This is a genomic window from Robinsoniella sp. KNHs210, assembly GCF_000686105.1.
GTDB lineage: Bacteria > Bacillota > Clostridia > Lachnospirales > Lachnospiraceae > Robinsoniella > Robinsoniella peoriensis.
Genome location: NZ_JMLZ01000002.1, coordinates 3,548,911 through 3,561,896 on the forward strand (window position 1 = coordinate 3,548,911; position 12,986 = coordinate 3,561,896).

A 12,986-nucleotide genomic window follows, 5' to 3' on the forward strand; every position below is an offset into this window, starting at 1 on the left:
AAGGAGGAAAAGATTGATGAGATTGAAAAAGCAATGGACAGCCAGGGCAATGAGCGTTCTTCTGGCAGGCGCAATGACAGTTTCCGGAATTCCGGCTACGGCACAGGCAGCAGAGCCGGAGACAGTTACAGAGTCAGTTACGAATACAGTTACAGAGGTACAGCACGGGTACCAGGCAGTGATAAATGAATATGTACCTGTGACAGACGGAACCATCTATTATGTGGACAGTGAAACGGGAAGCGACGAAAACGATGGAACATCAGCAGATAAAGCATTTAAGACTCTGGAAAAAGTAAATGCAGTAAACCTCCATCCGGGGGATTCCATCCTGCTGAAAAAGGGAAGTATTTTCGATAACCAGCGTCTGTATCCAAAGGGAAAAGGAACAGAGGAAAGACCTATTCTGATCAGCAGCTACGGTGAAGGTAATATGCCGGTGATCAATGCAGGCGGTTTTCGAAAGACAGGGGCTGCCAATCCAGACGGAACACCCGGATATGCAGGGTATAAAGAAGCAATTTTGATTGAAAACATGGAATATACTACGGTTACCGGTATTGAGGTTACCAATGACGATGATTTTACGGTGAACTGGCAATCTGGTGCATCCAACAAGGATGATGAACTGCCAAGAAGGCTGGGAATCCATGTAACGGTGGATGAACGGGCAGTAGAAACTTATAAAGGGCTGGATGAGCGTTCGTATAAGGGCATTGTGATTGACGGCTGCTATGTTCATGATGTAGATGGAAATGAAAACAGAGGTGTGAATAAAGTCGACGGTGGTATTGGGATTGAGGTTATTTTTAGTTCCAAAGCGGGCGTTTATCCTTATTTTGACGGTGTTACCATTCAGAATAATCAGATTGAGAAATGTGACCGTACCGGAATCAAAGGAATCCGTATTTCGGATTTAGACAATTTCCGACACAATGATCCCAGTAAAAGCGATTATGATCCCAATAATGACGCGGACAATAATGGGGGAAATGACGGGTCCCGCAGTAATAATATCCGTTACAAAGATCAGGCTCAGAGAAACTATAAGGTTCTGAATAATGATGTATCCGATATTGGAGGAGACGGAATTCTGGTATGTGAGACAAAGGGAGCAGTTGTAGAAAATAACTTACTCCACAATCATACCATGCGTGCCACTCCGGGAGCCAATGCAGGAATATGGTCCTGGAATGCATTTGACACCATGTTCCGATATAACGAAAGTTATGGCGGTCCTTCTTATAATCAGGATGGATGTTCTTACGACAGTGATTATTTCAGTGCAGGGACAATTTTTGAATATAACTACAGCCATGATACTCCAATGGGATTCATGCTGTTAATGGGTGGTAACGATACAGATGTTATCCGCTATAATTTAAGTCAGAATGATGGTATGGTAATGAGGCACATTGCAGCTGGAAGCAGTACGCCAAGTTATATCTACAACAATGTATTTTATTATAATGGAGATAACTGGAAGTGGTCTTTGGGTTCTCCTAATTCCGTAGCATCAAACTGGAATTTTTACAATAACATTTTCTACAACACCAGTACCAAGAGTAACGGGGAATGGGGAAATGTGGACTGGTCAAAGGCAGGCACTGCCAATAACCTGGTCTATAATGCAACCGGAACATATTCGGAAAAAGAGATTGCAGGTGCAATCCACGGAGATCCGGAGTTTGTTAAACCCGGAGGCGGTGCAGACAGGGCAGATGGAAATAAGGATAATATCTGGTCCTCGCTGGAAGCTTATCAGATTAAGAACAGTTCTATAGCGATTGGAGCAGGTACCTATGTAAATGTGGTGCCCCAGACCAAACAGTCTAATGCAGGACAGTGGGATTATACATCTGACCGTAATGCAACACAGGATTTCTACGGCAATCCGCTGTATAACGGAGTACCGGACATTGGTATCCACAAATCTGCAGATACTGGAACCCGTGATTTCACAATAGAAAAAAATGCTGTTTACCGTGTTATGAACACAGATCAAATGTCTTATCTGGAAATAAGCGGAAACGAACTGGCATTGAATAAAGAGGAAGACAATAATCAGGGATTTACATTTGTGGGAACAAAAGACGGAGTAAAGATCCGCATATGGGATTCCGAAGCAAACAGTTATCAGTATCTCGCTATTGTAAATGATACATTTGCTTTATCCGAGACCGATCAGACCGTATGGCAGACAGAAGATCTTCACAATGGACTGTTCCGTCTTCATGATGGAAATCAATACCTGAGTCTGGCAGACGGAAAAGTCACAGTAGAAGCACCGGCAGATACAGCGGCACAGCAGTGGTATCTGAAACTGGCAGAGCATTCTTCTTCTTTTAACAGCGGCGGCGGGGAGATTGAAGGATATTCCCCTGATCAGGCATTTGATGCAGAAAAAGGGAAGTCCGGTTATTATGGTGAAGTGAAACAGATCAGCGGTACGGCAGCAGGAGCAGATGAAGTTTATAACACCGCTCTTACCGGTGCAGAATTTGGCTATAAGATCTATGCCAAACAGGGCGAATACAACGTGAAGCTGAATTTTGCCGAGTTAGAAGGCGTAAAAAACAGAACGTTTGATATTCTGGTAAATGGTGAGCAATACGATGTCTATACAATCACGGATACCGCCTCTGTAAAAGAAATAGGTTCGGTATATCCGGTGGACGGAATCATTGATATTCGTCTGGCAGCCGCATACAATGGAGACGGAATAGAAACAGACGCTATCTTAAACGGTATTTCACTGGAAAGAAATGCAATGTCTGATGTCAATATGCGACTGAACTGCGGTGGAGATGCTTCTGATGGTTTATATGCAGATGCCCGGTTCCCCGCAGGCGGCAGCGGATATTATGGAGAAAATACAGAGACAGAGGCAGGCAACAGACTGCCTGATCCTGATGCAGGAATGGGAACCGTTTTAAAATCTGCAAGATCAGGACAGGATTTTGGATACAAATTTAAAGCCCAGCCTGGAAATTACAGAGTAAAATTGTACTTTAATGAAGTAAATGATGAAGAGCATATCTTCAGCATTGCCTTAAACGGAAAAACTATTAAGGAAAACTATAGCATTAAAAAAGAGGCAGGCGGAAAAGAAAAAGCAGTGGACATTACGGCCTATACGGAGTCTCAAAACGGTTTGATTGATATTCACTTTACTGCAGCAGAGGGATCTTTGGCCATGGTGAATGCTATTGTAGTAGAGCTGTATGCAGGTATCGAAGGTGACAATCTGGCAGTTGGCAAAACAGTGAGCGCCAGCTCCGAAAAGGGCAGCAATACGGCAGACAAGGCTATTGATAATAATCAGTCCACACGCTGGTCGGCAGAGGACAACGGAGACCAGTGGTATCAGGTAGATCTTGGAAAGAACTACATGATTAACAATGTGGCGGCAGACTGGACCCCGGGTGCTTATGCCACCAAATACCGTGTGGAGATCTCCGAGAATGGTGTGGATTTCACTACGGCGGCATCTGTAAATGCAGCATTGCCGGGATTAAATGTAACTACCCTGGATTCAGAAGTGGCACGTTACATACGGATTACAGGAGAAGAAAAAAATGCTTCCTGGGGAATATCCATGACAGAGCTTGGTGTGTATGGAACAGAAGTACGTGGAAATGCCCGGGTGAATGTTGCGACAAACCATGCAGACGGCACAGAAAATAATTATGATCTGATTATCGGTGCCCAAAATATCTACAAACGTTATAAAACAATGACGGTTAAGATGAGTTATGACAGCCATCTTGCAGAATTTGTGGAAGCAAAGACAGATTTAAACACCGGAGCACTGGTCAATGTCTCCACGTCGCAGCCGGATCTTTCTAACCCGGACAATGCGGTGGTAACATCTGTCTTCAGTATCAAAAAAGCAGATGGATTTATGGAAACGGCAGAAATTTTATCCGCCAGATTTAAGGCTTTAAGTCAGGAGAAAACGCCAATCTATACGGAAATTGCCCTGACCAATGCGGCAGGACACGTAACAACCCTTCCGGTAAAAAAAGTATTTATTCCGGATGAAGTAAGTAAGGAGCAGTTAGCGGCATTTATTGCAGAGGCAGTTGTGCTTCATGATGAAGCTGAAGTAGGCGATATGCGCGGACAGTATCCAAAGGAAGCGAAAGATGCATTCCATGAGGCCATTCGGTCAGCGCAGGAAACAGCCGGGAATCCGGATGCTGCAGCGGACAGCTATAAAGAATCTTATCTTGCGCTTGAAGAAGCGGTGACAGTATTTAAGAACAGCGTAGTTGTTGCAAAATATACCAACTACCACAGAGATTATAACATAGATACAGAAGCCAATTATTCCGGCGGAACTGCAGCGGTTGAGAACCAGGAACTGAAGCTGAGTCTGTCAGGAGGCGGAAAAGTCCATGTAGTAGACCAGGATTCCACCCCATTAAAAGAAGGCACTTATTACACCAGATTCTCCGTAAATAATTTATCAGACCAGACAAGGTTTGTAATTAAGCTTACAACCGGGAACGAGATAGTAGTGGGAATTGACGGAAACAGTAACTGGTTCTGGGAAGACGGCAAAACCTATGGATACTTTAAAGGCTTTGGTGTAAGCGTTAATACAGAATATGAATTACAGGTGAATCTGGTGATGACCGGAGCGAATACCTGTACATTAGAACCAGTTGTGAATGGAGTTTCCCTTGGAAAATCCGGAAATATTTATCATGACGGCGCAGCAGGCAAGGCAGGATTCTCTACCAGAAATGTTGCAAGAACCTTTACCGTCAAGGAGTTCTATTTCACAAATGCACCAAAACACGTGATCAATGTAACGGCTTCGGGAAAAGGAAGCGTCAGCCAGACCGGCGCAGTAACTGCGTTTGAAGAAGCGGACAAGACGATATTCTTTACTCCGGAAGAAGGGGAGCGTATTACGAAGGTTCTGGCAGACGGTGTGGATGTAACAGACGAAGTACAGGACAACAGTTATACTTTTGCGTATATTCGTAATGACCATACTCTGGAAGTCACATTTTCAGGTGACGGAGGCAGCGGTGAAGAGACAGAAAAGGTTACCTACCATCAGGACTACAGCGTAGACGATAGGGCTGACTATGCGGGAAATCTGATGGAGAGCAGTGTAGTAGAAGAAGATGGCGTAAAGATTAAGCTGAACAAGGGCAGTGACAATAATTTCCCAATGGCAATTGATACAAATGCTCCGGAAATTACAGAAGGAACTTTCTATACCAGGTTTGCCATTGATAATCTGAGTGACCAGAGCCTGTTTGATATCAAGACAGGGGACGGCGGATTTATCCGCATTGGATACGAAGTAGATCCCCAGGCGGCAACACCAAGGGCGGCATGGTTCTATGATAAGTCCGGCAATAATCCGGGATGGGGAGATTTTAACCAGACAACCCCGCTTACAGCAAACGAAGAGCATACGTTAAAAGTTACGTTTAAGAAAAATGGAACAACAAATTATGACATTACACTTTGGGTGGACGGCGAAAATCTTGGAACAAAAACGTTAGCTTATGCACAGACACCCGGAAAGTTTGGATTTGGTGCCAGAAGAACAGGTAAGACTTATACAGTCAAAGAGGTTTATTACACTACAGAAGAGGAGTATAAGATTGATGTAACAGCAGGGGATCACGGTGCGGCAAGCCAGGAAGGTGATGTAACTGTATTCGGACTGAGCAGCAAGACCATTTTCTTTACACCGGATGACGGATATGAGGTGGGCAAAGTACTGGTAGACAACGTAGAGACAGAAGTAACCGATGCTCAATATACCTTTACGGATATTACAGGAAACCATACCCTTGCAGTATCCTTTAAAGAGGCAGAGGCTCCCGCCGTTGATAAATCAGCTTTACAGAATCTGTATGATGAAAACACAGGTAAAAAAGCAGAAGATTATACTGAAGAGAGCTGGGCAGCTTTTGATACGGCAATGAAAGCAGCGAAAGCAGTATTAGACAGCGGGACAGCAGACCAGGCGGCAGTGGATGCAGCGAAGGAAGCGCTGGAAACGGCAGCTGGAGGCTTACAGGCAGCAGAACCTCAGCCGGTGGATAAAACAGAATTACAGGGATTGTATGATAACAATACCGGTAAAAAGGCTGAAGACTATACCCTGGAGAGCTGGAATACTTTTGATGGGGCAATGAAAGCAGCCAAAGAGGTACTGGACAGTGAATCTGCGGACCAGGATGCAGTAGATGCAGCAAAAGCGGCACTGGAAGAGGCAATTAAAGGTCTGGTTCTGGCTGAAATTCCGGATCCGGCAGATAAAGCTGAATTACAGGCACTTTATGACCAGAATGCAGATAAGGCAGCAGAAGATTACACCGAAGAAAGCTTTGCCGTATTTGATCAGGCTATGAAAGCGGCAAAAGGGGTACTGGACAGCGAAACAGCTACACAGGACGATGTGAATCAGGCGCTGCAGGTATTAAGAGATGCCATTGCTCAGCTGAAAGATGCAGGAACAGAAGAAGATATCAAAGGGGCGCTTCGGCTGCTTTATGAGGCAAATACCACTAGAGAAGAAGCAAAGTATACACCGGATTCCTGGAAAGTATTTGCAGATGCCATGGAAGAAGCAAAACGAGTGCTGGATGATCCGGATGCAGTGCAGGAACAGGCAGATGCAGCAAAAGATGCATTACAGAACGCAATTAATGGTTTGGCAGATGCAGATCCAGTTCCGGAAGTCAATAAAACAGCACTGAAGAATCTGTATGATGCAAATTCCCGAAAAGACCAGTCGAAATATACGCAGGATAGCTGGAGTGCATTTGTAAATGCAATGAATCAGGCTGAGATGGTATTAAATGACAGTGAAGCAACACAAGAACAGGTTAATGCAGCTCATGCAGCATTAGAAAAAGCAGCGGCAGGACTTACTGAAATTCCGGTACCAGTTATAAAAGTAACGGGAGTAAGCCTGGATAAGCCGGCAGTGACCTTTACAAAAGCAGGAGAAACTGCACAGTTAAGGGCTCAGGTTGCTCCGGCAGATGCGGCAAATAAAAATGTCATCTGGAAATCTACCAATACAAAGTCGGTAACCGTAGACCAAAACGGACTGGTAAAGGCAGCGGCGAGCGGTTCCGCGGAGATTATTGTTACTACGGAAGACGGCGGAAAAACAGCCGTTTGTAAAGTAACGGTAAGCATTCCGGATCCGGTTGTAAAAGTAACCGGCGTGAGACTGGCACAAAAAAGTGCAGTTTTATCAGCGAAAGGGGCTTCTGTAAAACTAAATGCAGCCGTATTGCCGAAAAATGCATCAAATAAAACAGTGACCTGGAAATCTAAAAATAAAAAAGTTGCGGTGGTTGATGCAAAGGGAAAAGTAACTGCAGTTGGAAACGGAACCACAAAGATCACCGTTACCACAAAAGATGGTAAAAAGACTGCAGAATGCACAATCGAGGTACAGATTGTGAAGAAACCGGTAAAAGTAACAGGAACAAAGGTAAATAAGACTACCAGGACCACCTTAACCGTATCTTGGAATAAAGTAAAAGGCGCTGATTCTTATAAAGTATATGTTTATAAGTCAAATAAGAAATGGAAAGACTTTGCGGCTACAAAAAAGACAAGCATTACATTAAAAGGTTTACCGGCAGGAACAAAGTACACGGTGAAAGTCGCAGCGGTGAATAAAGGCGGACGGGGAGCTTACTCTTCAGGCGCTTCTGCAGCAACAAGACCGGCAGCAGCCAGATTAAACCTTGCGAAGAAGAAAGGTTCAGGCAGTGTAAAGCTTTCTTATAGTAAAGTCAGTGGAGCCAGATACGACATTTACATGAAGACCGGTAAAGGAAGTTACCGGAAAGTAACCACAGCCACGAAGACAAATGCAGTGGTAAAGGGGCTGAAAAAAGGAAAAACCTATCGTTTTAAAGTACGTACTTATATCAGAACCAATGGAAAGAACTACTACGGCAGTTATTCCAATGTATTAAAGTATAAGGCGAAATAAAGGGAATCAAGGTATTATTACCTGTCGGCATCTGAAAATATATCAAGAAATCAAACGTTTGTGCATAGTCCCCACCGGATGCACATGGTAGAATACATTTACAAAGTGAAAGGGAGGAAACAAATAATGAAGAAAAAAGTAATTAGTGCAATTCTTTGTGTATCAATGGTTGCAGGTATCTTAGCAGGATGCGGCGGCTCAACAGGAAGCAGTACAACGGAGGCCGGGAAAACAGAAGGAACGCAGGCAGCCGCAACACAGGCAGGTACAACCGAAGCCGGCACAGACGAAGCTAAGGGGGAAACAGCTGCAGCAGATGACACAGAGAAAGCAGATGCAAATACAGAACTGAGCGGAACATTGGTGGTTGCCCTTTGGGATAATGTTTCCATGCAGTTATTTGAGGATCTGGATCTGGCCGGAAAATTTCAGGAAGTGTATCCGGATGCCAACATTGAATTTGAAAAACTGAAAGATGATTCTGAGTACTGGAACGCAATGAAAATGCGTGCATCCGCCAATCAGCTTCCGGACATTATGTTTAATAAGACCTTTACCCTGTCAAGATTTAAAGATTATTTAGTTGACCTGTCTGATACAGAGGCTAATAAAAATAACAATATTGCAGAGGGCTATGCAGTTGATGGAAAAGTATTAGGTCTTCCGGAAAAAATGACAGCAGAATATGTGTATTACTGGAAAGATATGTTCAAAGAAGCAGGCGTAGAAGTGCCCTCAACCTGGTCAGAGCTGGAAGAAGTTTCTAAGAAGCTGCAGGAACATTTCGGAGCAGATAACGGTGACTTTATGGCAATTGCAATGGGCGGCAAAGATGAATGGCCAACCTATCCATTTACCGAGTTCATGCCGGCACTGGAAAGAGGAAACGGACAGAACTGGAATACAATGGCAACTCAGGACGAGCCATTTTCGGAAGGAACGGATTTCTATAAGGCATATACAAAGATTAACAGCTTATTCACCTCCGGCGTATTTGGAAAAGATCCGGTAGGTATCGGTAATGATCAGGCTACTGCATTATTTGCACAGAAGCAGGCAGCGATGGTTGCATCCGGCGGATGGGCACTTACCAGTATCTCAGAAGGTGCTGACAGCACAGATGAACTGGGAACCTTCTACCTGCCAACCAGGGAAAAAGCAGAAGATCCATTCAGAGCAATTACACAGGGTGATAACTTTATGTCTATTACCACACATGCAAAGAATCCGGAGTTGGCAAAAGCTTTTGTAGAATTCTACTTTAGTGATGCATGGTACCCGGAATACATCAAATCCCAGGCGGATGATAATACCATGAAGACGGTTCAGAAAGACAAAGACCCGATACTTGCACAGGCTGATGAGTTACAGCCGGACAAAGAACTTGTTATGTATGACGGCGGCGGTGATGACTTTACTGCACTGGTAGCAGAGACAACCTTTGATTATAAAAAATTAGGGGCTGAAATGCTGGTAAATGGATTTGATCTTCCGTCAGCACTAAATGACCTGAATACAAAATGGAAAGCAGCGAGAGAAAAATTAAGTATTAAATAAATAGGATAAGGGCTGCCTCAGCACAACTGTTGCAACAGTCTGTAATGGGGCAGCATTTTTTATGCTGGTAAGGGCGTATTTGAAAAATGCAGAACAATTTTCAATCGCCATCCAGAGGAGAAATGGAGGGATCTCATGAATAGTTTAACGAAAAAAAGGAATCGATTTATCATTCTGAGTCTGTTAGTTCCGGTTGTATTACTGGTGGCATTCGTTGTATTTCCGGCAGTGGATTTATTTCGAATGAGCTTTACGAATTGGGACGGGTACTCAGCAAACAGCAATTTTATTGGAATTGACAACTACATATCCATGTTTAAAAATAAAGATCTGTGGCTGTCCCTTCGCAATAATGGTATCTACTTTGCAGTCCATCTGTTAATGATTCCGGTGGAAATGGCAATAGCGGTCATCTTAACCTCTAAATTAAGAGCAGCAAAGGCCTATAAGACAATCGTATTCCTGCCCTATATCATCAATGGTGTAGCAATCGCATATGCATTTTCTTACTTCTTTTCACCGGTAAATGGTGCATTTGATTCTATATTAGAAGCATTGCATCTGGGCGGACTGAGCAGAAACTGGTTATCCGATCCGAAGATCGTAAACTTTGTTCTGGCATTTGTATCTTTATGGAAATTCAGCGGTTACCATATTGTATTATTTATAGCCGCATTACAGTCCGTACCCAAAGATATTGTTGAGGCAGCAAATGTAGATGGTGCAAATGCATTCCAGATCTTCCGTTACATTCAGGTTCCGTCCATTTCCCTGGTACTGGATTTTATCTTATTTGACAATATCAGAGGTGCATTACAGGTATTTGATATCCCGTTTGTTATGACCCAGGGAGGTCCGGGATATGCTTCTTCCACATTTACACTTTATACCATTAAGACGGCATTTACCTTTAACAACTTTGGTCTGGCTTCTACTATGGCAGTTGCAATTATGATCCTCATTGTGATTATCTATGTAGTACAAAACAGAGTGCTTCACATTGGGAAACCAAAGCCGCAGAAGGTATTAAAAATCAGAAGGAAGGGAGGGAAATAATATGAAGTCAGGTAAATCTAAGAGAATTATGACCCAGTGCGCAAAGCAGCTGATTTGTATCGCCATGGTTATCATTGTAGTACTTCCTATTATACTGACTCTGTTTGCAGCCTTGAAGACAAGGGGAGACATGATTAAGACATCCCCTCTGCTCCTGCCGGCACTGGATAAAATTACCTTTGAAAACTTTGAAAGGGTATTGGGAGATAAATATTTATTAGTAGGGTTTAGGAATACGTTTTTAATTGCATTTATCAGTATTATTTTCAATATCATGTTGGGATCGGTAACCGCATTTATTCTGGAACGTTTTGAATTCCGTTTTAAGAAAGTTGTATTTGCACTTTTTTTCCTTGGAATGCTGATTCCTACCTTTGTTACCGAAATTGCAAGGTTTAAGATAATACAGGGAATCGGGGCTTATAATACCCTGGGTGCACCAATCATTATTTATGTGGCATCGGATCTGATGCAGCTTTACATTTACCGGCAGTTTATATCCAAGATATCCGTATCGCTGGATGAGAGCGCTTTGCTGGACGGATGCGGTTATTTCGGGCTGTTTGGCAGAATAATCTTTCCGCTGCTGGCACCTGCAACCGCAACTGTGGTGATTATTAAAGCAATTACAATTATCAATGACATGTACATTCCATACTTATATATGCCAAAGAATTCTCTGCGGACACTTACTACATTCCTGATGAACTTTGCCAATGCCCAGCAGGGATCGTGGCAGAGACTGGCAGCAGGTATTATTATCGTAATGATACCTACGGTTATTATCTACATTTTCTTCCAGAAATACATTTTGGAAGGAGTTTCAGCAGGAGCTGTTAAGGAATAGGTTAAACACCCCTTTGGCCTTTGTAAAATACCCGGATATCATTGTAGGACTTCAAATTCCATGCTATAATAGGGATTATGAATTATGGTCATAAATGGCATCAGGAGTAATAACAGACAGAGGGGATTTGTATGGAGAAAGATGATAAAAAAGCATTGAGCATGCAGAGTTTCGTATTTGACTCGTTATTAAATAATATGAATGCTGTGTTGTATGTAAGTGACATAGAAACGGACGAGATTATATTTATGAGTAAAAACATGCAGGGGATCTTTGGGGTGGAAAATCCGGAAGGAAAGATTTGCTGGCAGATTTTACAGCGGGGAATGAACCACCGGTGTTCTTTTTGCCCGATTGCACGTTTACTGGAACAGGACAGCGAAACGCCTTTCTTCGTCTGGGAAGAAGAGAATACGGCTACGGGACGTATATACGAAAATTATGACAGTCTGATCAGATGGGCGGACGGCAGGCTGGTTCATTTACAGCATTCCGTTGATATTACGGAATTCAAGCGCATTACGGAAATTGCAAGTAAGGATGAGTTAACCGGGATGTTTAACCGGCGTGCAGGGAAATTAATGCTGCAGGAAGCTTTAAAAAAACTGCAGGGAACGGAAAGAACCCTGTGCGTATGCCTTTATGATCTCAACGGATTAAAACAGATCAATGATGTATATGGGCATTATGAGGGAGATAAAAGCATCTCCTATATAGCGCAGGCTGCACTGGATAATTTAACAGCGGATGATATGGCATTCCGGCTCAGCGGAGATGAATTTGTAATTATTTTCATGGATATCTGCCTGGAGGAGGCAGATGGCAGGGTACGTTCCATTCAGAAAGATCTGAAGCAGATTGTGAAGGAAAAGGCAGTTTCACATGAAGTATCCTTCTGTTATGGGATTGTGGAAATAACAGGAAAGGATGAATTTTCTGTATCCAAAGTCATATCCCTGGCGGATGAGGAAATGTATCGTCAAAAAAAGGTGTATCACATCAAAAAAGCAGAAGAGAGATTAAGCGGAAGTCTTTCTGAATATCAGGCTGCAGTAGAGGATTTTGATTATGATAAAGAGCACCTGTATGATGCTCTGATGGAGAGCACAGATGACTACATATACGTAGGCAACATGAAGACCGGTACTTTTCGGTATTCTCCTGCCATGGTAGAAGAATTCGGGCTTCCGGGGCAGGTTATCCCTAATGCGGCAGCCGTCTGGGGGAGTCTTATTCATCCGGATGATAAAAAATGTTTTCTGGAAGCTAATCAGGAAATTGCCGATGGAAGGGTAAATTCTCACAATGTAAAATACCGGGCACAAAAACCCAGTGGGGAATGGATCTGGTTAAGATGCAGAGGTTACCTGATCCGCGATAAATATGATATTCCGGAACTGTTTGCAGGATTTATATCAAAAGTGAAAGATCCTTCTCTGGATTGAATATAGCGATAAAGCATGGATGCCATATTATTCTGGCAGAGGATATCAATGCTTTATCGCTTTTGTTATTGAATGGGAATTTCACAGG

General features: G+C 43.2%; 5 protein-coding genes. All 5 read left to right on the forward strand.

All coding sequences use genetic code 11. The features are described 5' to 3' along the window. Positions 1-16 precede the first annotated feature (16 nt). The 5 genes from CD03_RS0122155 to CD03_RS34400 all read left to right on the forward strand — a co-directional run bounded on the left by CD03_RS0122155 (position 17) and on the right by CD03_RS34400 (position 12,898). Positions 17-7,993: an Ig-like domain-containing protein gene (locus CD03_RS0122155; protein WP_027295499.1), complete on the forward strand. Its 7,977-nt coding sequence runs from the start codon at positions 17-19 to the stop codon at positions 7,991-7,993. 126 nt (positions 7,994-8,119) lie between these two features. Next, entirely contained in the window at positions 8,120-9,550 is a 1,431-nt protein-coding gene (locus tag CD03_RS0122160; protein ID WP_027295500.1) for an ABC transporter substrate-binding protein, read from the forward strand. Between the two features lie 135 nt (positions 9,551-9,685). Further along, positions 9,686-10,606, forward strand: a complete 921-nt coding sequence (locus CD03_RS0122165; protein WP_027295501.1) for a carbohydrate ABC transporter permease — start codon at positions 9,686-9,688, stop codon at positions 10,604-10,606. Position 10,607: 1 nt separating this feature from the next. Beyond that, a complete protein-coding gene (locus CD03_RS0122170) occupies positions 10,608-11,453 on the forward strand; it encodes a carbohydrate ABC transporter permease (RefSeq protein ID WP_027295502.1) in 846 nt (281 codons plus the stop codon). Between the two features lie 131 nt (positions 11,454-11,584). Next, entirely contained in the window at positions 11,585-12,898 is a 1,314-nt protein-coding gene (locus CD03_RS34400; protein ID WP_052377919.1) for a sensor domain-containing diguanylate cyclase, read from the forward strand. Positions 12,899-12,986 lie beyond the last annotated feature (88 nt).

What these genes read in the sequence shown, in the direction of transcription:
- CD03_RS34400 (WP_052377919.1), top strand. Translation starts at nt 11,585, where the DNA reads ATGGAGAAAGATGATAAAAAAGCATTGAGCATGCAGAGTTTCGTATTT.
- CD03_RS0122160 (WP_027295500.1), top strand. Translation starts at nt 8,120, where the DNA reads ATGAAGAAAAAAGTAATTAGTGCAATTCTTTGTGTATCAATGGTTGCA.
- CD03_RS0122155 (WP_027295499.1), top strand. Translation starts at nt 17, where the DNA reads ATGAGATTGAAAAAGCAATGGACAGCCAGGGCAATGAGCGTTCTTCTG.
- CD03_RS0122170 (WP_027295502.1), top strand. Translation starts at nt 10,608, where the DNA reads ATGAAGTCAGGTAAATCTAAGAGAATTATGACCCAGTGCGCAAAGCAG.
- CD03_RS0122165 (WP_027295501.1), top strand. Translation starts at nt 9,686, where the DNA reads ATGAATAGTTTAACGAAAAAAAGGAATCGATTTATCATTCTGAGTCTG.